Here is a 20,960-nt window from a genome sequence, read left to right as displayed (position 1 = left end):
CTGCCCAGACTAGAACGCCGCCCTCAGAAGACCAGAGCGAGACCCACCGCGAACAGCAGCCCGTACGCCATCTGCAGCTTGCCCGTCTGCTGCAGCACCGCGATCAGCGCGGGCCCGACCGCCCGGCCCAGCACGGCCCGGATCGGCGCCACCGCCAGCGGGGCCGCCAGCAGCGCCAGCGCCGCCCACGGCGTGACCGCCATCATCGCCAGCGCCACCACGAACGGCAGCACCTGGCAGGCCACGTACAGTGCCCTCGTGCGCTGCGCGCCCAGCACGACCGCCAGCGTGCGCTTGCCCGACTGCCCGTCGGTGCCCACGTCGCGCAGGTTGTTGACGACGAGCATCGAGCACGACAGCAGGCCCACCGGGATCGAGGCGAACAGCGCCGCCCAGCTCAGCGACTCCGTCTGCACGTACGTCGTGCCCACCACCGGCACCACGCCGAAGAACACGAACACGGCCACCTCGCCCAGCCCGCGATAGCCGTAAGGGCGTCTGCCGCCGGTGTAGAACCAGGCGGCGGCGATGCAGGCCACGCCCACCAGCAGGATCCACCAGGCCCGCGTGACCACGACCAGCGCCAGCCCCAGCACCGCGGCGACGGCGAAGCAGCTCAGCGCGGCCGTCAGCACCTGGCGCGGGGTGGCCACGCGCGAGCCCACGAGCCGCATCGGGCCGACCCGCTGGTCGTCGGTGCCGCGGATGCCGTCGCTGTAGTCGTTGGCGTAGTTGACGCCGATCTGCAGAGCGAGCGCCACGAGCAGCGCCAGCAGGGCCCGCCACCATACGAAGCCGCCCTCGCCGATCGCCACGCCCGTGCCCACCATGACGGGGACGACGGCGTTGGGGAGCGTGCGGGGCCGGGCGCCGGCGATCCATTGGCCGGGTGTTGCCATTTCCTCTGCCTCGTCGTCCTCTGCCTCGTCCTTGCCTAACTGATGTCTGTGGTGAGCCTCACCATGCGGATGGGGCGGCCCATGTCGAGCACGCGCTCCGCCATGTCCTCGCCCCAGCCGGCCGACTCCAGGAAGCCGAGCACCGCGTAGTTGTCGGCGAACACCCAGGTGACGATCTGCCGGAAGCCGTCATCGCGGAGGTAGTCGACGGTGGCGTTGAGCAGCCGGCTGCCGTGCCCGCGACGGACGAAGTCGGGGTCCACCAGCAGCGTCAGCATCTCCGCCACGACGCTGGGGTCGAGGTCGGGGTCCTCGGCGGGAGCGTGCGAGGCCAGGCCGACCACGCGCTCGCCGCCGCGCGGCGTGACGAGCGCCGCACTGCCGCCCGCGCCCAGGGCGGGGAACCCCTCGGTGTCGAGGATGGTCTCCACCGCGACCAGCACCCGGTGCATGGGGCTGGGCGGGGCGACGATCGCCTCGTCCCACTGGCGCAGCCACATCTTCTCGGCCGCGGGGCCCGTCATCTGCTCAAGCGGCCCTTCCGGGAGAAAGTCCCGGTAGCCGTAGCGCCAGGCGCGAATCTGACAATTCGCAACCTGGAGCACATCCTCGCGCCGGGCCGCCCGGACGCCTACGTCTGCCATCTCGGCCCGCTCCTTCGCCTGCCGTTCATGCCACAAGGCACGAGTTACACCGTATCGGTGTTTGAGGCTTGGAGACGACGCGAACCCCGCTTCCTCGCCCGGTAAGCCCGTGTCTTGGTGCGGTTGCCGCATACACGCATAGAACACCACGAGCGGGAACGGTTCCTGGACGAATCGATGAACGCCCGCTGACACGTTCCCTCCGCGCACACCTTCAGCCGGTCCCACGCGGCGCCGAGCGTCGCGGCCGCGATCGCGGCCAGCCCGCCTGCGACGCCCGCCCCGGCCGGCACCAGCTCCGGCTCACCACTCGCCCCCACCCTGACCTGTAGCGGCAGGCCGGGCAGAGTGGCCGGCTCGCGCCGCAGCGCCGCCCGCATGCCCTCGCGGAGGGCGTGCGCGGTGTGCAGGTCGTCGTCGGTGGCGCGCTCGCGCGGGCCGGTCAGGCCACGCTCGCGCAGCCAGACGGCCAGCTCGGCGGGGGAGGAGAGCTCGTCGGTGTCGGTTGCGACGTCGTAGGTGTTCACGAAGTCTCGGACGAGCTCCGCGGGGGACGACATGTCCCTACTCTAGCGGGCGATCATGAACCTCATGATCGCGCCTCCGCCCAGCACGAGGTCCGGGGGTCATGTGTCCGGGTGGGCGAGGTCCTGGGGTCCCGCGTACGTGCGGACGAGGTCCTGGGGTCGCGCGTACGTGCGGGCGGGTCTTGGGCTCACGCGTCCGGGTGGGCGAGGTCCTGGAACGCCCGGGCCAGGCGGCGTACCCCCTCGTCCAGCTCCGCCAGGTGGGCCGCGGCGGCATGCGTCACTCTGAGCCGCGGTCCCGGCGGCTCGGACGGGTAGTACATCCGCCCGGGGCTCACCAGCACGCCATGCCGCCGCGCCGCCTCCACCAGGGCGTCCTCGTCCAGACCGGCGGGCAGGCGCAGCCACAGGTGCATGCCGCCCGCGGGCAGCAGGTGCACCTCGGCCTCCTCCGGCAGGCGGGCGGCGAGCGCGGCGGCGAGAGCGTCCCTGCGAACGCGCAGCTCGGCGTGGACGGCCGTCAGATGGCGCCGCCAGGCCGGCGAGCCCACCAGCTCCAGCGCCGTCTCCTGCAGCGGACGGGCCACGAAGAACGACTCCACGAGCTGCCCGGCCCGCAGCCGGTGCGCGGCCGGGCCGCGCGCGATCACCGCGGCCACCCGCATGCTGGGGGAGAGGATCTTCGTCAGGGACCGGACATGGACCACCGTGCCGTGCTCGTCCATCGCGGCCAGCGTGGGCGGCGGCTGCTCACTGAGGTAGTGGGCGTAATCGTCCTCGATCACGAACGCGCCCGCCGCCCGCGCCACCTCCAGCACCTGCCGGCGGCGCTCGGGAGGAAGGGTGGCGCCGGTCGGGTTGTGCAGCGTGGGCTGACAGAAGAAGACGCGGGCGCCGGTCACCGCGAACGCCTCCGCCAGCAGCTCCGGGCGGACGCCGGACGCGTCCACGGGCACGGCCGTCGCCCGCAGCCCGGCCGCCTTCGCCGCGGCCAGCGCTCCCGGGTACGTCGGCGTCTCCACCAGCACCGGCGTCCCCGGAGCCGCCAGCGCGCGGAAGGCGTGGGTGAGCGCGGCCTGCCCGCCGCTGACGACCAGCGCGTCCGCCGCGGTCACGTCGCCGCCCGTCTGGTCGGCGAACCAGCGCCGCAGCTCGGCGAGACCGGCGAGCGGCGGCTTGGCCCAGGCGTCCGGGCGGCGTACGGCGCGCGCGGCGGCCGCCGCGAGCTGCCGGTCGGGGCGCAGGCCGGGCGGCAGGTAGCCGCCGGTCAGCGGGACCACGCCGTCGGGGGCCTCGGCCAGGAGGGCGGCGACGGGACCCTCGTCGACGACGCGGTCGCCGAGCGCGACCGTCTGCCAGGAGAGGTCAGCGGACTCCCCGCCGGTCGTTTTCTGGGGGTGGGTGACGAAGGCCCCGCTCCCTGGCCTGCTGACCACCCGGCCCTCGGCGGCCAGCTGGCCGATCGCGCGGGAGACGGTGACGGGGGAGACGTTGTGGGTGCGCATGATCTCCCGGCTGGAGGGGAGGCGGGCGCCGGGGCCGAGGCGGGCGGCCTCTTCGCGCAGTATCGCGGCGATGTGGGCGATACTGCTATCGTTGGTCATGAAGAATGATGATAGCGCTACTGATGGGGAGGGAGTAGCGGTCTCCTCCGCTGCGCCCGCTGCGCCCGGCGCAGCGGCCACTTCGGAAGTCGCTGCTTCTGGCGGCCCGCGCGTCCCTGCCGGGGTCTCCCGAAAGCCCGGCGTTCGGAGATCCGGTGCTCCTGGGCCCGCCCCTCAGGACCTGGACGCTCAGGGTCAGGACGCTCAGGGTCAGGACGCTCAGGACCTCGACACTCGAGCCTTGAACGCTCGGGCCTTGAACGCCCGTAGGGCCCGTACTGGGGGGACGTTTCTGGCCCTTCTCGGCGTGCTCGCCTTCTCCGGCTCCTTCCCCGGCACCGTCTACGCCATGGAGGGCTTCAACCCGTGGCTGGTGGCCATCGGCCGGGCCGCCGTGGCCGGCGTGCTCGCCGTCGTCTGCTTGCGAGCCGCCCGCCGCCCTCTTCTCCCGCCGCGCCACCTCTGGGGCCCGTACGCGCTGATCTCCCTTGGCGTCGTCTTCGGCTTCCCCGTCTTCAGCGGTCTGGCCCTGGCCTTGGGCTCCAGCACGTCCCATGCCGCCGTGATCACCGCGCTCCTCCCGGCCGCCACCGCCGCCTGTGCCGTGCTGCGCGCCGGTGAACGCCCGCGTCCGCTGTTCTGGGCGGCCTGCCTGTCGGGCGCCGCAGCCGTCACCGCCTTCACCCTCCTCCAGCAGGAAGGTACGGCAGCCGCGGCCTGGCCCGACCTGCTTCTCCTGGCCGCGCTGGGTTCCGCCGCGATCGGCTACACCGAGGGCGGCCGGTTGGCCCGTGACACCCCCGGCTGGCAGGTGATCTCCCACGCCCTCGTTCTGTCCCTGCCCGTCACCGCCCCCGTCACGGCCGCGCTGACCGTGCTCACGCCCGTCACCGTCACCCCCGGGGCGCTCGCCGGTTTCGCCTACGTCGCGGTCATCTCCATGTTCCTGGGTTTCTTCCCCTGGTATGCGGGTCTCGCCAAGGGCGGAATCGCCCGCGCCGGCCAGACCCAGCTCACCCAGCCGCTCCTCACCCTGATCTGGGCGTGGTTCCTCATGGGCGAACGGTTCGGTCCGGTGACGGTGGCCGCCGCGCTCGCCGTACTCGTCTGTGTCGCCATCACCCAGCGCGCCCGTACTTGAAAGCCGTGACGCCTCCGCGCAGGATTGGAAGAGGAGGTGTCACAAACTATGGCGGACCTCACGATCCCGGAGGGCGGCTTCTGGCCCGCACCGGAAATCCCGCAGCCCAACATCTATCCGATGGAGTGGCGCGTCGAGACGGAGAAACTCGCCGCGATCTACGAGAAGTCCAAACGCATGGTCTGGAACCCGGCCGACCTGCCCTGGGACCAGCTCAAGCCCGAGGACTTCACCCGTGAGCAGCGCCTCGGGATCATGTACTGGTTCGCCGTCCTGGCCAACTTCGACGCCTCGGGGCCCGCCGTCTTCGCCCGCGCCACCATCAGCGCCTTCGAGAAGCACGAGGAAGACCCGGTCAGGAAGTGCTTCTTCTCGATCACCCGCGACGAGATGAACCACGAGGAGTGCTGCCAGCGCTCCATCGCCAAGCTCTGGCCCGGCGGCCCGCTCGACTGGACCCCGTCCGACGACCTGGAACACGCCGCCCACAACAACATCGGCTGGCTCTACCACAACGGCGGCCGCTACTGGAACGGCTACAACTCGGCCGTCGGCAAGTACTCGCTGCCGGTGCTGTTCACCAGCTTCATGATGGGCGAGATGGCGGCCTCGACACTGTTCAGAGGCATGTCGTCGGGCACGCAGCACCCGGTCTTCAGCGAGATGTTCCAGCGCATCGGACGCGACGAGTCCCGCCATCTCCAGATCTGCATGACGATCCTGGACAACGAATGGCCCGGCCTCACCGACGACACCCGCGGCCTCATCACACGCCAGCTCCGGGCGGGCTTCGTCTTCCTCAGCATGATCCTCTGGGAGCCGCCCGGGGGCTTCTGGGAATTGCCGCCGTACTTCCTGCACAACCACCGCGTCCTCATGGACTACGCGAGGGAGGCGGGGCTGGGGGTGCTGTCGTACGAGGAGCAGGCGGAGAACTGGCGCGTCGCCATGGCCCGCGTCCGCGCCATCGTCGAGCGGTGGGGCATCGCCTTTCCCGCCATCCCCGAGCTGGACCTGGAAGGGGTCGAGGTCGACTTCCTCGACCCGGAGGACATCATCCCGGTCTTCTGACCGGTACGGTCCCGTACGGTATTGCCCATGTGGCCTCGATTCGATGGGCTCCGGACGCTCGAACTCGGCACTCCGGGCGAACTTCGTACCCGGCTCACCAATCTGGTCCTCATCGGCCGTAAGACCGCGACGGCCGGCCTCCTCGCCCTGGACTACGAGGCCGAGGGCGAGGAGGTCGAGCACGTCGGCGAACGCCTGATCCTGCTGACCGACGCCGGGGACCGGGCGGCCGAACTGGAGATCACCCGAGTCGACCTCGTCCCGTTCGCGAACGTTCCGTGGGACTTCGCCCACGCGGAAGGCGAGGGCTACACCTCGATCGAGAACTGGCGCGAGGTCCACCGCGACTATTGGTCGTCGCAGGGCTTCGATGTCGATGACACCACGATCGTCGTCTGCGTACGCTTCCACGTTGTCGACACCCCGTAGACGAGCTCATCGAGCACATCACCGAAGCGAGCGTCGCTCCATGGCCCGCCATCGGCGGTTGAGCGCACTGCCTCGCAGGAGCACAGCCGATCCCCGACAAACGAAATCCGGACGAGAAGAGCCGAGCGCCCGACCGCGACCCAGACCCGCCGCATGATGCCTTCCCGGGGCCGACGAACCAATCGTCGAGAAGCACCTGACAGGCCAGGCCTCCCGCCGTCCGCACTCGACCGACGCCTCGCCCAGCAAGCCTCAGCCCTGATGAACGCTCATTTGGCCGATCCCTGCGGCGCCATCGAGCCGGCCCCGACGATCAGCGCCATTCGACCGGCCACTCCTCCCGCGCCGAGACGTAGGTCCCGCGCTGAGGCACCGTGAACACCCAGCCACACTCCCGCAGACGCGCCACAGCCTTTCGCGCGGTGACCTTGGCGACCCCATGCCGCCGCATCAACGACTCCTCACTCGGAATCGCCCGGTGGGGCCGCAGCTCACCCCGCCGAATCCGGAGCGCGATCTCGTCCGCGATCCGTACGTATATGGCCCTCGAACGCTTCCGCAACGGCACTCCGGGCGGCCCCACGAACGTGCCCTCTCCCTGAACGGTGTGAACCAGCCGGCGCCTGCGAAGCTCCCGCGCCACGTTGCGCGCCGTGGTGCGCGCGATCTCGAACTCCTCCTCCATGGCAGCCTCACTCGGCACGGCGTCGCCATGGGTCAGCTCACCGCTGGCGATCCGTTCCTCGATGACCTCAGCGACCTGGATGTAGAGCGGGACAGGCCCGTTACGGTCGAGCACGTTCCCAGCGTAGACGTCTCGATACAAGCAGTTGAGTGAGTTCAAGCCTGGGGCCACGACTCTTTCGGTGAGACATAACTGCCACGCTGAGCAACGGTGTAGACCCAGCCCTGCTCTCGCAGGAGCGCCATGGCCCGTCGCACCGTCTCACGCGCCACGCCGTACTGGTTGACCAGGGCAGCCTCGCCCGGGATAGGACGCCGAGGGGCGAACTCACCTGACTTGATCTGTTCCGCGATGTCCGAGGCAATCTGCTGATACAGCGGCACTTTTCGCTTCTTGCGAGGAGCTTCGTCGGGTGTGCCGACGAATGCCCCTTCGCCCTGAACGGTGTAGACAAGCCCCTCTTCGCGCAGGACGTGAATCGCCCGTCTGGCCGTGGTCCTCGCAACGCCGAACTCCTGCTGGATGTCGGCCTCGCTGGGCACTGGGTGTCCGGACGAGAGCCCGGCAACGCGCCGCCGGATGATGTCGGCGATCTGGAGGTAGATGTGGGTGTCGCCGTCGTAGTCGAGCACACATGAAACATAGGCGAAGAGGTACAAGACCTGGCATATTGTCCTGCCCGTTTAGACAGATGCTCCTTACTGAGCGCACAAGCAGATACAACTAGACGTATGATCAAGTCATGACCGAGCTCGCCCTCTCCCCGCGCGCCGCCTGCCTAGCCGCGCATGTCCCGCGACCCCGCCCCGGCCATGTCTCTCTGCAGTGGGCGCCACCCCGTGCACCTTGGGAACGTGTACGCGTGCGCGACTACACATGTACCTGTCAGCTCGTCTCCTATGAGCTCTGCCAGACAGGCGGCCTCTTCTTCATCCGCAGAACGCGCAGAGATGATGGAGGCATCCTGATCGATGAGTGCCCTCGATTCAGCCCGGCCGGCATAACGACGATGTGGATGAGGCTCCTACAGGGCAGAGCCACCTAATTACCCCACATCAAACCCATGGCCCCACCCCGACACCATTGAGCATGTAGCGACCGACGCTTTTTGCGCGGAAACCTGCTGTCTCGATAACGTCTTGTGTCGAAATCTATGCGTTGACCGTTGCCTCGACCTCTTGCGCCGCCTCGACCTCTTGCGTCGGCACTATCTACACCCGAACCGAAGCGACCCCGCCGTTCGGAACACAGGTGCGCACCCTGCACCCGCCGAACCAACATGCCCGTGAAGTACCCGGGCTTCTCGAACGACCCAGGTTCCCTGCCTGACTGAACTCCTGGGTCATTCGGAACGAAATCCCCGCTCCCCGCTCCCCGCTCCCCGCTTCCCGGCTCCACCGCCGCCGCCGAGCCGGGTCTGACACGACATTCGTACTCAGGGATATCAAGGTGCTCACGATGTCGTGTTCCACGGCCGCGGGTACCACCGCGCCCGTTGAACGGAGACAGGTGAACTGCACTCATTTGTCCCGTACACGGCAGGTGTTCCCTCTGCACCGCACCTGCCGTCGGCCACGCCCACGATCACGAGGCCCCGGCTCAGCCGCAGTACCGGAGATCGCCTCGAAACTCGCCCGACCGACCTCAACGCTGGGCGGGACTTCGCCGACGAGAGCGATCGCCGACGCCACTCACGATCACCTCCTCCCCTCAACGGACCGTCGACCCAAACAGCACCGAGCCCAGCTGACTATGAGGATCGACGCCGCGGTGGGTCTAGCCCTCTCAGAGGCCAGGAGGGCGCACTGCGGCGGGAATCGCACTCTTCTTTGCTGTCTGCACTGACGAAACACGACCTGCCGGCACCGACCGGTAGGTGTTGGCAGAGGTGCCCGTATTCCAAGCCGAAGCCGCGGACCCGGAATACGGGCACCTCTGCCGTGCGCACGTGAAGTAGACCATCCTTCACGCGCTGCGCGCCTTCGCACCGCAACCTCAGGCGGGAACGCCCCGGTCAGAAAACCATCGACGCGACCGAGAACACTTCGCCTGGGATCGGCGCGGAAGCATGGACACGACCCTCGCCCAGAAGGCGGAGGACCACACCCATGACGAGCACTGGCCGGCTGACGTCCGTAACGGCCTACCCGCGGCATTAGATTCTCATGGGCCGAGCTTGGAAAATAGCCGTTCGACGCTATACACAAGATGATTCCCTTTAGCGTTCGGTGGGCGAGTGGATGGCATTTATGTGGGGATTCGCCGCCAAGCGGTGTCCGTGATGATCAGGTGGTCGAGCAGCCGCAATCCGACTGTTTCGGCGGCCTCGATGAGGCGGGCGGTCGCCTCCCGATCGGCGCTGCTCGGATCCAGGGATCCGCTCGGATGGTTGTGCGCGAGGCCGAACATCGCGCCGCCCGTGGTGAGCACCTCGGTGATCATCTCCCGAACCGGCATCGCCGTGTGATCGGCGCCGCCTTCGGTGACGACTGACCGTTTCAGCACCCGTCCGCCCGTGTCACACACGACCATGACCAGGCGTTCCTGTGTGTGCCCGCGGAGGAGAGGGGCGCAGTGACGGGCCAGGTCGGTGGTGCTGGTGATGCGTGCGCGCTCGGGCTCGGCCTCGGCCCGCCGGGCGAGGTGGAAGGCCGCCGCCACCCTCGCCGCCTTGGCAGGGCCGATGCCCGGTACGGTGAGCAGCCGATGCGGGTCGGAACGGCCCAGCCTGTCGAGGTCTCCACAGTGATCGATGACTTGTGTGGCCAGATCCAGGGCGCTGGAGCCACGGAACCCGGAGCCGAGGATCACGGCCAGCAGCTCCCGGTCCGCCAGGGCACTCGCACCCCTGGACATAAGGCGTTCGCGGGGCCGGTCTTGCTTGGACAAGTCTTTGAGACGCATCGGCAACCTCCGCGACCGTTCTATCAACGACAACCGACAATTTCCGGCCCGCTCCTGCTGCCATGCGTTCTGCTCGTTACTGGACGATTGTTACGTCTTGTATATTTTGTTTACGATCAAGAGAAGCGCCCAATATGCGGCCGATACGATGCGCATTGGAGAGCGGAGAAAGCGTGCCGTCGTCAGTGATCAGCCGACGACGTGCACGATCGTCTACCCGCCGCCTACCGGAGATATGTCGGCAAATGCCGCCCTCGGAAGGTGCAGCGACAGCCATCAGTCATTTGTCTACGCTGAGCAGTGCGAAGTCGTTTTGCTCGGCTCAAGTCGACCAGAGCGTTGCAGAGCAGCGGACTCTCTCATCTGGTACGGCCCTGATCACGATGAACGTGCGCAGGATGGTCGCCGCGCCGCGAATGGGTGGAGGCCCGCGACCAGGCGCCAGTTGATCAGGAGCTGATGCCCCAACCGGAGCCTCGCTACCGCCTCAACGCCTGCCGAGTCTGCCCACGAGCAGGGCCTCTCCACCCTACCGTCTGCCTCAATAAGATCACGCAACTCGCGCGGTCGGACAAGACGGACCTCCTGCCGTCCCCTGCCCCGAGCCCTGAACGCGGGCGGAGGGCCTGACCGCAACCAGCTTCAACTCCCTGACCTGCCGTTCACGGAGACACGGCGTCGCAACCCCGCGCCGCGGAACGTCAGGCGATTGCATAAGCACCCATCCCGCCAGTACGTATTCACGCATCTTCAGCGGAAAGATGAGACGTTCAGGCGTGCCGTGCCGCCGGCACTCGCCGACCAAAGGGCCCCTCGGCGCTGCGACATCACAGGCGATGAATGGGCGGGGTGGGGGTGAGGTCTGCCTTGCTCGTCTTGGGCTTCGACGTACCGATGCGGAGTATGGACGGTAGGAGGTTCCGGGCGAGGAGATGGTGGGGCTCGCCCGGAGCCTTCCGCGTCGGCTGAGCAGCTCCTAAGCGGGCATGCTGTACGTCACCCGGAACCGGTCGCCGGGAATGACGATGTCGCTCGTCTCGACGGGACGATCGCCCGCCCAATGCGTACGCTCCACATGCAGCACGTGCACCCCCGCCGACAGGTCAAGTGCGTCGCTCTCGGCTGGGCGGGGAACGCGGGTGCTGACGCTCTCGACGACCTCGGTGACCTTGATGCCGTGCGCGTACAGCCTCGCGAACAGGCTGCGCCGCTCCTCCTCGGTGTGCGGCGCGAAGTCCATCGGCTCGTACGAGGTCGCGAGTTGGAGCGGTCTTCCGTCGCCCCGGAAGACGTAGTGCGTCTTGGTGAGCGTCGTCGTCTCCCTGACCCGGAGGCGGCGTGCGATCTCGGGCCCCGCCTCGGCCGGTTCGCTGTGCCATTCCCAGGTCACGCGTCTGCCCTGAGATTGCAGGTCGGCCGCTATCGGGGCCGGGTGATCGAGGTAACGCCAACGGTGGAGAGAGGTCAGAACGGGGCGTTCCCTGACGTAATGACCAGAGCCGACGCGGCCGATGATGAGACCCTCGCTCGCGAGCACACGCAGCGCATGACGAGCGGCAGTCTCGCCCACCTGGTATTTGCGGGTCAGCTGCGCCCGCGAGGGAATGGGCGCACCAGGCGGAAGGGTGCCGTCGGTGATCTGTCGCCGGATGTCTTCGACGACACGCAGGTAGACCGGATCTGAGGTGGCCACTAGTCCATCCCTGGGGGGTTCGTGTGAGGCGTTGCCCCATGTTGCCGTATTCGGCAGGTAACCGACCGTCATCGAAGGCTGCTGGAGCCCCAACTTTGCGATGGCGGAAAATTATCGGAGAAACTCTGTAACGCAGCCGTAAGGGTCCCCGATTCTCCGGTAGAGGTCGTCGATGTGTGTACCCCCGAGCACATATCGGCGGCCTCTTCCATTGTCCGGTCCTGTCTGCTTGATCAGCGCGACCTGCCGTGACCTCCTGGGACGTGACGACGCCACGCTCAACGACCGGCCCGGTAACCCTGTGTATGGAATGGTTCGCGGTAATGTTCCGGTCAAGCATGTCCTCCCCGTCCGCATGCGGAGAGGGAAGCGTTCATCTTGTCTCGCTGTTGATGAACATCGCCCAAGGAACGTGATTCGTCCCTATTTGCTCCAACTGCGCCCATATGACTCCCCGTAACGTACGGGACAGTGACGATCGGCCTAGGCAACGTCCTTCCCGCTGACTGTGATGCCGAGTAAGGGCTGTTCGAGTCGGACATCCATCTGTACGAGCGATGCAGTCCGGACGAGTTGTCGGCCAGGGATGGGGATGTGTTCCAGGCGGACATCCGAGGCAGCCTTCGAGGGAGGTCGACAGGTGGAGCGGAGCCAGACGCCGCGGAGCCTAGCGAGGCTGGTCCGTTCCCTCTCTAGGTGTGCACAAGTGGCTGATGCCGACGACTGCCTGTAGGGCCTGTCCGGGGGCGGAGATGCGAGGCAAGGGCATGAGACAGGCCCTCTTCGCGCCACGGTGATCGAAGGGGCGCGGGAACGGGGCTGCCTCGGAACCCACGCGAACCAACGTCACCGTCCAGGTCGGCGCAGCCCAACCAGCCCGGCGCAGCCCAACCACTCAGGACAGGCGAACCGGTCCGGCAGGCCCGGTTAAGCCCGGGCCAAGCCGACGCGAGGCGGCCCAACCGGCCTGGCTGGCGGCTGCCCAGCCAGCCCGACTTGAGGCGGCCCAACCGGCCCGAACAGGCCCAGCCGGCCCGGACTACCCCGGCCTAAGCCGACGCGAGGCGACCCAACCGGCCCGGCCAAGCCGGCCCAACCGGCCTGGCCCGTAGCGGTCCGGCCGGCCTGCCCAAGCCGGCCCGGAGGGGCCCAAGCCAGCCCGGCTCGGCGCGGCGGCGCCTCAATAACCGACCAAGGCGGCCGATGACCAGTGCTTCGGCGCCCCCCAGATCGACCTGTTGGACATAGCCCGGTTGGTACGGAGTCAGGAGCAGATTGCCCGATCGGGTGGTTTGTGAGCCGAGCCTCGGGGGACCCCTCACTGAAATGCCCGCGAAAGCGGGCAAAAAGCGGCTCCAGGCAGGCAAAGCGGGGTGGCGGCGTCCAATGGATTTCCGAATCCAGGTAGCGTTCGCACTATGGCATCGCCAACTGGAACCACCGATGCGCCCTTCGGCCGCATGCTGACCGCCATGGTCACACCGTTCACCGCCGACGGCGAAGTCGATTACGGTGCTGTGCGTCGGCTCGCCACCTACCTCGTGGACGAGCAGCGCAACGACGGTTTGATCGTCAACGGGACGACCGGGGAATCCCCCACCACCTCGGACGAGGAGAAGCAGCGCATCGTCAGCGCAGTCCTCGACGCGGTCGGCGACCGCGCGGCCGTGGTGGCGGGAGCGGGCACGAACGACACCCGCCATAGCGTCGAGCTTGCCAAACAGGCAGCTCGCGCCGGCGCGCACGGGCTGCTCGTGGTGACGCCGTACTACAATAAGCCTCCGCAGGAAGGGCTCTACCGGCACTTCACCGCCGTCGCTGACGCGACCGACCTTCCCGTGATGCTCTATGACATCCCGGGCCGCAGCGGTGTGCCGATCAAGACAGAAACGCTCATCCGGCTCGCGCAACACGAGCGCATCGTGGCCGTGAAGGACGCCAAGGGTGACCTGTTCGCCGCAAGCCAGGTGATGACGGCGACCGATCTCGCCTTCTACTCCGGCGACGACCTGCTCAACCTCGCCTGGCTCTCGCTCGGCGCGGCCGGGTTCGTCAGCGTGGTGGGACACGTGGTGGGTGCCGAACTGGCACGGATGATCCGCCTGCACAAGAGCGGTGACGTCACCGGCTCGCTGGCCGTACACACTCAGGTCGCGCCCGTGGTGGACGGCATCATGCTGCGCGCGGGTGGCGCGATCATGGCAAAGGCGGCATTGAGCATGGTCGGCGTGCCGGTGGGACCGGTACGGCTGCCGCTCGTGGACGCCACAGAACAGCAAATCGCCGAGCTGCGTGCTTGCCTGGTGGCCGGCGGGGTGAAGTTGACAGACGTATAGGAACGGGGAGGAACTGGCAGTTTTGTACAGACCATTTGATAGTGGGGGCCGCGCATGAGCCATCCGCATCCTGAGCTTGGCCCCCCGCCGACGCTGCCTGACGGCGGCCTGCGCATCGTCGCGCTCGGCGGGCTGGGAGAGATCGGCAGAAACATGGCCGTCTTCGAATACGACGGCCGGCTGCTGATCGTCGACTGCGGGGTCTTGTTCCCCGAACCCGACCAGCCGGGCGTCGACCTCATCCTGCCCGACTTCGAGTACATCAGGGACCGCCTCGACGACATCGAGGCCATGGTGCTGACACACGCCCACGAGGACCACATCGGGGCGGTGCCGTACCTGTTGCGTGAACGACGCAACATCCCTCTGATCGGTTCTAAGCTCACTTTGGCCCTGATCGAGGCCAAACTCAGCGAGCACCGGATCCAGCCGAAGAAGCTGGAGGTCGTCGAGGGCGAGCGGCACGTCTTCGGGCCTTTCGACTGCGAGTTCCTCGCGGTCAACCATTCGATCCCGGACGCACTGGCCGTGGCGATCAGGACGCCGGCCGGCATCGTCCTGCACACCGGCGACTTCCGTATGGATCAGTTGCCGAGTGACGGCCGGCTCACCGACCTCGGTGGCTTCGCCAGGCTCGGCAGCGAGGGCGTCGATCTGCTGATGTCCGACTCCACCAACGCCGAGGTGCCCGGATTCGTCACCAGTGAGCGAGAGATCGCACCCGTCATCGACGAGGTGATCCGCACCTCCGAGCAACGGGTCATCGTCGCCAGCTTCGCCTCCCACGTGCACCGCATCCAGCAGGTCATGGACGCCGCCGCCAAGCACGGCCGCAAGGTCGCCCTGGTCGGCCGGTCGATGGTGCGCAACATGGGTGTGGCCCGCGACCTCGGCTACCTCAAGGTGCCACCGGAGCTGATCGTCGACTCCCGGGACATCGAGGAGTGGCCGCCGCAGGACGTGGTGCTCATCTGCACCGGTTCGCAGGGCGAGCCGATGGCGGCGCTGTCGCGGATGGCCAATCGTGACCACCCGATCCGCATCGCTCAAGGCGACACCGTGCTGCTGGCCTCGTCGCTGGTGCCCGGCAACGAGACGGCGGTCAACAAGGTGATCAACGGGCTGACCAGGTGGGGTGCCCGGGTCATTCACAAGGGCAACGCCAAGGTGCACGTCTCCGGCCATGCGGCCGCCGGCGAGCTCCTGTACGTGCTGAACCTGACCCGCCCCTCGAACTTCATGCCCGTGCACGGGGAGTGGCGCCACCTGCGCGCTCACGCCAAGCTGGCCGCCCTCACCGGCGTTCCCGACGACCACATCGTGATCGCCGAGGACGGGGTCGTGGTCGACCTGGTCGACGGCAGGGCGAGGATCGCCGGCGCGGTGCATGCCGGCTACGTGTACGTGGACGGCACCTCCGTGGGCGAGATCACCGACACCTCGCTCAAGGATCGCAGGATTCTCGGCGACGAGGGATTCATCTCCGTGGTCGTGGTCGTCGACTCGGCGACTGGCAAACTCACCGCCGGTCCCGAGATCCACGCTCGCGGCTCGGGTATCGATCCGGCGCAGTTCGACGAGTTCATCCCGCAGATCGAGCGGGCGCTTGAGGACAAGGCCGCCGACGGCGTGGTGGACATGCAGGAGATCCGCCGCGTGGTCCGGCGTACGGTGGGACGCTGGGTGAGCGACACCTACCGGCGCCGACCGATGATCATTCCTGTGGTGGTCGAAGTCTGACCACCCCGGCGGTACGGCAGACGCCACCATCGTCTGCCGTACCGACGCCGTTCGCTCTTGCCGTACCGAGGGCAGGTCCTCGCCGCCGTCCAGTCCTGGTGGAGTGATGTCGAGGCTGGCGGACAACGCGGTGACTCTGCTGCAGATGGTCACGCCTGTGCAGGCGTCGCGGAAGACCGTATCTGAGACTCCATCACTTGCGGTGGGCACCTCAGTTCTGCTGTCTGGAGCCGCCGGCGCGGCCCTGCTTCCCGCGGGGACTGCGATCGTGCTGCTGTTCGTGAGCAGCGACAGGCTTTTATCCCGGTACGAGAACGCCAACAGAACCTCGGCGTCGAACTGAGCCCTCCGCCGTCGGTCATGCTGCATGCGCCAAGGCCTTCGCCGGACACCGTGGCGACGCCACTGCGACCGCGGCTGAGACTGTCGGAGAGCCTGCGAAACATTCCTTTGATCAGGGGGCGGACAGTTCCGGCAGGCGATGTCCGCCAGGCACAAGCCGTGTACACCCATCCGAGGAGTCGTCGAATGCCGCGCCGAACGCATCGAATGCGGCGGTGCGTTGTTCCGCGTAGCCGGAGCATGCGGCCAGGAAGCAGGCACGACTGCGAGGATGGTGGATGCATGCAGACCTCCATTCGACGCCACTTCAGACGTCCGCTTCGATGTGTCGCAATGGGCCGCGCAGGCCCAGGTCAGACGTCCCTTCTGCGGATCGCCCAGATGGCGGCGAGAAGAGGCAGGACCGCATAGGCGAGCAGGACTGCGGTGGCGGTCGCGGGTGACAGGAGGGAGCCGAACACCGAGGAGGCATTGCCGTCGCTGGTGATCTGCCGGGGGAGAGCGCCGATCATGACCGAACCGAGCCGTTCACTCCATGGCTCGGGGATGTTGCCGATGATGATCGGGATCACATAGACGAGCCCGGCGATGATCGCGATCGATCCGGCGGTGGAGCGGAGCAGAGCGCCCAGACCGAGCCCGAGCAGCGCGAAGACCGGAACCGTGAGGCTGAGAACGGCCAGAATTGGCAACCTGTCCACGAACGGGCCGGCGTACGCACCGGAGAAGCGGTCGCCGAGCACCGCTCGGGACACGGCGTAAGTGCCGAAGACGGCGATCGGACCGATGATCAGGCCCACTGCGCCGACAGTGGCCGCTTTGGCAGCGAGAACCGGCCAACGTCGGGGGACGACCGCGAGGCTTGTTCTGATGAGCCCTGTCGCGTACTCAGAGGTCACGGCCAACGCGCCCAGGATGCCCAGGCACAGTTGAGGCACGATCACCAGGACTTCCTCCAGATCCGCGATGCGCGCGTCCGGGCGCTTGTCCACTGGCGCGCTGTCGTACATCCCCGCGGCCATCGCGGCAAGCCCGAGGCCCAGGAGGATGGTCCCCAGGCTCATGCCGAGGATCAGGTAGGTGGAGCGGACTGAGCGGACTTTCAACCATTCGGCGGCAAGAACACTCATGACGCCGCTCCCTGGAAGGTGGCGAGACGGGTGCGGTGCTGGAAGCCGTCTGCGGCGGGGCATGGGGCCGTGCGGCGGTCTTCCGGGGGGATCATGCGTCTCTTCTCCTGAAGCAGATGGTGGCCGGCGGTAAGGGCGGAGGCGGGGTAGGCGGTAAGGGCGGCAGGCAGTGAACGTGGCGTGAGCCGCTCCGCGGGGATGGCGGTCGTCATCTGGTTGCTCCGTACTGGACGCTGTCGGCCGTCAGGGCTATGTAGGCGTCCTCTAGGGACGGATAACGACTGGTCAGGTCCGCGACCGTGGCCTCGGTGATGAGCCGGCCTCGGCCGATGATGACGATGCGTTCGGCGGTGAGGGCCATCTCGCTCATCAGATGGCTGGACAGCAGGATCGTCCGGCCCTCGGCGGCCAGGGAACGCATGAGGTCGCGGATCCAGCGCACGCCGTCAGGGTCGAGGCCGTTGACCGGCTCGTCGAACATCAGCACGCCCGGATCTCCCAGTAGCGCGGCGGCGATGCCCAGCCGTTGTTTCATCCCGAGGGAGAAACCGGACAGGCGTTTTCGCGCCACACCTGCCAGACCTACCTCCTCCAATACCTCGGCAACGCGCCGCGGGCCGATGTCGTTGGTGCGGGCTAGGGCGAGCAGGTGATTGTAGGCACTGCGGCCACCGTGAACCGCGCCGGCGTCCAGCAGCGCGCCGACCTCGCGCATCGGCTTGCGCAACGACGTGTAGCGGTGTCCGTTGATCAGCGCCTGCCCGGAAGTAGGGGTGTCCAGGCCCAATATCAGGCGCATCGTCGTCGACTTGCCTGCGCCGTTGGGGCCCAGGAAACCCGTCACATGGCCGGGCTCGACGTTGAAGGACAGGTCGTCGACGGCGAGAGTGCCGCCATAGCGCTTGGTGAGGTGCTGAAGCTCGATCACGGCGTGCAGCTTGCCGGACGGCGCGTGGCTAGCGCGTCGGACCACGGTCCGAACTTCAAGGTCAGACCCCGGGTTGATGTGCGCACGCCGCCGCAGCGGCTACGGTTCCTCGCGTGGACGAGATCCCCGACACCGTGAGCAGCAAGGACCGCGGCCCCTTCTTCGCCAGACGCCTGGGGCGCGGACAGTTGGTCATGCTCGATCTGGTGGCGGGGCTCGTCATCGCCTTCGTGTTCCTCACGTCCGCGGCCGCCGCGGCGCAGCTTCCATCGTGGGCGAAGGTCGCACTGCCGCTCGGGCTCGGGCTGCCCGTGGCGTTGCGGAGGGTGTGGCCGATGCCTGTTTTCCTGTTCACGCTGGCGCTCGCGGTCGTAGCTCAGATCACGGGCGCTGTCACGTTCTCCTACTTCGCGCCCGCGTACGCGCTCTACGTGGTCGCGCTGAACGAGCGAGCCGGCAGTCTGGTGCCGGTCTCGGCCATCGGGTCGCTGAGTCTGCTCACCGTCGCGGGGCTGGTGGTGGCGGGCACGCCGCAGGCCGTCCCCTCATGGGTCCTGAACCTCGACGAGCCGTTGATGGGCATCGCGGCGCTAGGCGGCGCCTGGACGATCGGCAGAGCCGTGTACGAGCGCCGGCTGTACGCGGCACGCAACGCCGAGCGGTTGGCCGCGCAGGCGGTGACACAGGAGCGGCTACGCATTGCCCGAGAACTTCACGACGTCGTCACGCACAGCGTCGGCCTGATCGCGGTCAAGGCGGGGGTGGCGAATCACGTGATCGCGACCAGGCCGGAGGAAGCGCAGGACGCCTTACGCGTGATCGAGACCGCCAGCAGAGGCGCCTTGATCGAGATGCGGCACCTGCTCGGGATGTTGCGATCGACTTCTGATGCGGCCGAACGGACTCCGGCGCCAGGGCTTGCTGGGCTCGACGGTCTTGTCCGACAGGCTCGTTCCGCAGGGATTGAGGTGCAGTTCGAGGCGCGCTTCCACGTTGCCACTGGGGAGAGAAGCGTGGCCGGGAGTCGGGGTGAAGACCAGGACGATTCGGATGGAAAGCACGTCGGTGGCAATGGTCTTGACGGTCGAGGTGCTGTAGGCCGAGGTGCTGCCGGTCGAGATAACGATGACCGGGACGTCGAGCGGCGCAACGGCATCGATGGCATCGACCATGGCGATACGCGCGGCAACGGCGGGGGCGGCAACGGCATGAGCGGCGCCACTGCTGGTGACTCTGTGACTGATGGCACTACGGCTCACGGTGCTGGTGGAGGCGGCACTGCAGTTGACGGTGTGCGGACCAAGGGTGCGTGGGTCAATGGTGCACCAGTTGGCACTGTTGCTTCCGGCCCCGCGGCTTCCGGCACCGTTGCTTCTGGAACCGTCACTTCTGGCGCTGCGGCTTCTGACACAGCGGCTTCTGGCGTCGTGGCTTCCGACCCCTGTGCTGATGGCGCTGTTGTTGGTGGCTGCGCGCCTGAGGGCGAGGGCATTGCTGAGGAAAGAGTTGGTGGTGAGGGCGTTGGTGGCGCGCCTGGGGCCGTCGGGTCTTCAGCAGCGCGGTTGCCTGAAGGTATCGAGTTGGCGGTGTACCGGATCGTGCAGGAGGCGCTCACCAATGTCATCAAACATGCCGCACCGGCCCGGTGCCGGGTCTCCGTTCTCGGTGATGGAAGGGACGTGAGGATCGAAGTCGTCGATGACGGGCCAGGCAGGAGAACGCTGCCCTCTGCGGGGGCCGGTCACGGGCTCATCGGTATGCGAGAGCGGGTGATGATGTATGGCGGTGCCTTTGAGGCCGGTGGCCTGCCTGGACGAGGATTTCGGGTCTTCGCACGCTTGCCGTACGGGGAGGAGATCACGTGATTCGAGTGGTCATCGCCGACGATCAGGCATTGCTTCGGGGCAGCTTCAAGGTGCTGGTCGACTCCGAGCCGGACCTCGCTGTGGTGGGAGAGGCGGCCACCGGGGTGGAGGCGGTCGCAGTAACCCTGAGGCAGAAGCCAGACGTGGTCCTGATGGACGTACGGATGCCGGAGATGGACGGCATTGAGGCCACGCGACAGATCAGAGATGTCTCTCGGGTTCTGGTCGTGACCATGTTCGACTTGGATGCGTATGTCTACGATGCCCTGCGAGCAGGGGCGAGCGGGTTCTTGCTCAAGGACACCCCTCCCGCCGATCTGCTGGCTGCCATTCGGATTGTGGCCGGCGGAGAAGCCCTGCTGGCTCCCACGGTCACACGGCGGTTGATTGAGCAGTTCGCTCGTAGTCCGGTGGTTCCCCAGGTGAAAGGGCTCGATGGGGTCACGGAGCGGGAGCGCGACGTGCTTTTGCTGATCGCGCGTGGGTTGTCGAACGGAGAGATCGCTCTGCATCTGCAAGTGAGCTTGGCGACGGTGAAGACGCACATCACCCGGCTGCTGGCCAAGCTGGAGGCTCGGGATCGGGCGCAGTTGGTGATTGCTGCCTACGAGAGTGGGCTGGTCTCTGCCGCGCTCTGAGCGGCGGGGGTGATGTTGCTGGGGCAGGTCAATGGTCGGTAGCAAGTAGTCCAGGTGTGGTTCGCGGGGTAGCCATAGCGGTACAGAGGTTGAAAAACTGAGGTGTCACCGCGCGGTTGCCTGCTCGCGGCGGGGTTCGGGAGTATGCCGGTGGGATGCGTTACCCGGATGGTGGTGGTCTGACCCCGGCGGCGCGAGCCAAGCGTGAACAAGTCCGCTTGGAGGCTGCCGGGTTGTTCGCCGCGGGCATGTCGCCGCCTGCGGTGGCCAGGAAGCTGCGGGTCTCACGTAAGTCGGCCTATGTCTGGCACAAGGCATGGCGCACGGCAGGGGCCGAGGCGCTGGTGTCGAAGGGGCCAGGCGGGCCGCCTTGCCGGCTGAATG

Annotated in this window: 17 protein-coding genes and 1 pseudogene; 8 read left to right on the top strand and 10 right to left on the bottom strand. The window is 67.5% G+C overall.

Going from position 1 to position 20,960, the window contains the following annotated elements; genetic code table 11:
- Positions 1-23: 23 nt before the first annotated feature.
- The 4 genes from BMW85_RS40130 to BMW85_RS40115 form a co-directional block, all read right to left on the bottom strand.
- Positions 24-899 (bottom strand): 1,4-dihydroxy-2-naphthoate polyprenyltransferase, encoded by an 876-nt coding sequence (locus BMW85_RS40130; protein ID WP_091092311.1) that lies wholly within the window; start codon positions 897-899, stop codon positions 24-26.
- Positions 900-934: 35 nt separating this feature from the next.
- A complete protein-coding gene (locus BMW85_RS40125; protein ID WP_020545748.1) occupies positions 935-1,423 on the bottom strand; it encodes a GNAT family N-acetyltransferase in 489 nt (162 codons plus the stop codon).
- A gap of 164 nt (positions 1,424-1,587) precedes the next feature.
- Positions 1,588-2,103, bottom strand: coding sequence for a CGNR zinc finger domain-containing protein (locus BMW85_RS40120; protein ID WP_091092310.1), 516 nt, complete (start codon positions 2,101-2,103; stop codon positions 1,588-1,590).
- 155 nt (positions 2,104-2,258) lie between these two features.
- Positions 2,259-3,674: an aminotransferase-like domain-containing protein gene (locus tag BMW85_RS40115; RefSeq protein WP_091092308.1), complete on the bottom strand. Its 1,416-nt coding sequence runs from the start codon at positions 3,672-3,674 to the stop codon at positions 2,259-2,261.
- 256 nt (positions 3,675-3,930) lie between these two features.
- Between BMW85_RS40115 and BMW85_RS40110 the strand changes: the two genes are divergently transcribed.
- The 3 genes from BMW85_RS40110 to BMW85_RS40100 are packed head-to-tail and all read left to right on the top strand — an operon-like array spanning position 3,931 to position 6,315.
- Positions 3,931-4,815: a DMT family transporter gene (locus BMW85_RS40110; protein WP_091092307.1), complete on the top strand. Its 885-nt coding sequence runs from the start codon at positions 3,931-3,933 to the stop codon at positions 4,813-4,815.
- A gap of 48 nt (positions 4,816-4,863) precedes the next feature.
- A complete protein-coding gene (locus BMW85_RS40105; protein WP_091092305.1) occupies positions 4,864-5,886 on the top strand; it encodes a hypothetical protein in 1,023 nt (340 codons plus the stop codon).
- 27 nt (positions 5,887-5,913) lie between these two features.
- Positions 5,914-6,315, top strand: coding sequence for an ASCH domain-containing protein (locus BMW85_RS40100; RefSeq protein ID WP_091092303.1), 402 nt, complete (start codon positions 5,914-5,916; stop codon positions 6,313-6,315).
- 313 nt (positions 6,316-6,628) lie between these two features.
- Here the strand turns inward: BMW85_RS40100 and BMW85_RS40095 are convergent, their stop codons facing one another.
- The 4 genes from BMW85_RS40095 to BMW85_RS40080 form a co-directional block, all read right to left on the bottom strand.
- The gene (locus BMW85_RS40095) at positions 6,629-7,114 is read right to left on the bottom strand and encodes a GntR family transcriptional regulator (protein WP_245775343.1); all 486 of its coding nucleotides are present in this window, start codon (positions 7,112-7,114) and stop codon (positions 6,629-6,631) included.
- A gap of 41 nt (positions 7,115-7,155) precedes the next feature.
- A complete protein-coding gene (locus BMW85_RS40090; RefSeq protein WP_245775342.1) occupies positions 7,156-7,632 on the bottom strand; it encodes a GntR family transcriptional regulator in 477 nt (158 codons plus the stop codon).
- A gap of 1,615 nt (positions 7,633-9,247) precedes the next feature.
- Positions 9,248-9,904, bottom strand: coding sequence for a RadC family protein (gene radC / locus BMW85_RS40085; RefSeq protein ID WP_091092299.1), 657 nt, complete (start codon positions 9,902-9,904; stop codon positions 9,248-9,250).
- 976 nt (positions 9,905-10,880) lie between these two features.
- On the bottom strand, positions 10,881-11,597 hold the full coding sequence (locus BMW85_RS40080; protein WP_091092296.1) for a GntR family transcriptional regulator: 717 nt from the start codon (positions 11,595-11,597) through the stop codon (positions 10,881-10,883).
- 1,418 nt (positions 11,598-13,015) lie between these two features.
- Here BMW85_RS40080 and dapA point away from each other — a divergent pair.
- Together dapA and BMW85_RS40070 are read left to right on the top strand one after the other, a co-directional pair.
- The gene (dapA, locus tag BMW85_RS40075; protein ID WP_091092295.1) at positions 13,016-13,933 is read left to right on the top strand and encodes a 4-hydroxy-tetrahydrodipicolinate synthase; all 918 of its coding nucleotides are present in this window, start codon (positions 13,016-13,018) and stop codon (positions 13,931-13,933) included.
- Positions 13,934-13,987: 54 nt separating this feature from the next.
- Entirely contained in the window at positions 13,988-15,673 is a 1,686-nt protein-coding gene (locus BMW85_RS40070) for a ribonuclease J (RefSeq protein WP_091092293.1), read from the top strand.
- Positions 15,674-16,368: 695 nt separating this feature from the next.
- Here the strand turns inward: BMW85_RS40070 and BMW85_RS40060 are convergent.
- Together BMW85_RS40060 and BMW85_RS40055 are read right to left on the bottom strand one after the other, a co-directional pair.
- A complete protein-coding gene (locus BMW85_RS40060) occupies positions 16,369-17,145 on the bottom strand; it encodes an ABC transporter permease subunit (RefSeq protein ID WP_177241125.1) in 777 nt (258 codons plus the stop codon).
- 274 nt (positions 17,146-17,419) lie between these two features.
- Positions 17,420-18,073 (bottom strand): annotated as a pseudogene (locus BMW85_RS40055) (ABC transporter ATP-binding protein); the annotation flags it as partial.
- A 113-nt stretch (positions 18,074-18,186) separates the two neighbouring features.
- Here BMW85_RS40055 and BMW85_RS40050 point away from each other — a divergent pair.
- From BMW85_RS40050 to BMW85_RS40040, 3 genes are all read left to right on the top strand, one after another.
- Positions 18,187-19,938, top strand: a complete 1,752-nt coding sequence (locus BMW85_RS40050) for a sensor histidine kinase (RefSeq protein ID WP_091092290.1) — start codon at positions 18,187-18,189, stop codon at positions 19,936-19,938.
- Complete coding sequence (locus BMW85_RS40045) at positions 19,935-20,576, top strand: response regulator (RefSeq protein WP_091092288.1); 642 nt, start codon at positions 19,935-19,937, stop codon at positions 20,574-20,576. The genes BMW85_RS40050 and BMW85_RS40045 overlap by 4 nt, the downstream gene beginning before the upstream one ends.
- A gap of 155 nt (positions 20,577-20,731) precedes the next feature.
- Positions 20,732-20,960 (top strand): helix-turn-helix domain-containing protein (locus tag BMW85_RS40040; protein WP_143082571.1); only part of this gene is annotated, 229 nt, incomplete at its 3' end.

It is taken from the genome of Nonomuraea wenchangensis (assembly GCF_900111685.1).
In the GTDB taxonomy this organism is placed as follows: domain Bacteria; phylum Actinomycetota; class Actinomycetes; order Streptosporangiales; family Streptosporangiaceae; genus Nonomuraea; species Nonomuraea wenchangensis.
Note: the sequence above shows the minus strand (reverse complement) of the source record. Positions and strands in the feature narration are given on the sequence as shown.

Coding starts and splice junctions, on each gene's coding strand:
- radC (WP_091092299.1), bottom strand. CDS start 9,904: ATGCGTCTCAAAGACTTGTCCAAGCAAGACCGGCCCCGCGAACGCCTT.
- BMW85_RS40100 (WP_091092303.1), top strand. CDS start 5,914: ATGTGGCCTCGATTCGATGGGCTCCGGACGCTCGAACTCGGCACTCCG.
- BMW85_RS40125 (WP_020545748.1), bottom strand. CDS start 1,423: ATGACGGGCCCCGCGGCCGAGAAGATGTGGCTGCGCCAGTGGGACGAG.
- BMW85_RS40120 (WP_091092310.1), bottom strand. CDS start 2,103: ATGTCGTCCCCCGCGGAGCTCGTCCGAGACTTCGTGAACACCTACGAC.
- BMW85_RS40105 (WP_091092305.1), top strand. CDS start 4,864: ATGGCGGACCTCACGATCCCGGAGGGCGGCTTCTGGCCCGCACCGGAA.
- BMW85_RS40130 (WP_091092311.1), bottom strand. CDS start 899: ATGGCAACACCCGGCCAATGGATCGCCGGCGCCCGGCCCCGCACGCTC.
- BMW85_RS40115 (WP_091092308.1), bottom strand. CDS start 3,674: ATGACCAACGATAGCAGTATCGCCCACATCGCCGCGATACTGCGCGAA.
- dapA (WP_091092295.1), top strand. CDS start 13,016: ATGGCATCGCCAACTGGAACCACCGATGCGCCCTTCGGCCGCATGCTG.
- BMW85_RS40070 (WP_091092293.1), top strand. CDS start 13,988: ATGAGCCATCCGCATCCTGAGCTTGGCCCCCCGCCGACGCTGCCTGAC.
- BMW85_RS40060 (WP_177241125.1), bottom strand. CDS start 17,145: ATGAGTGTTCTTGCCGCCGAATGGTTGAAAGTCCGCTCAGTCCGCTCC.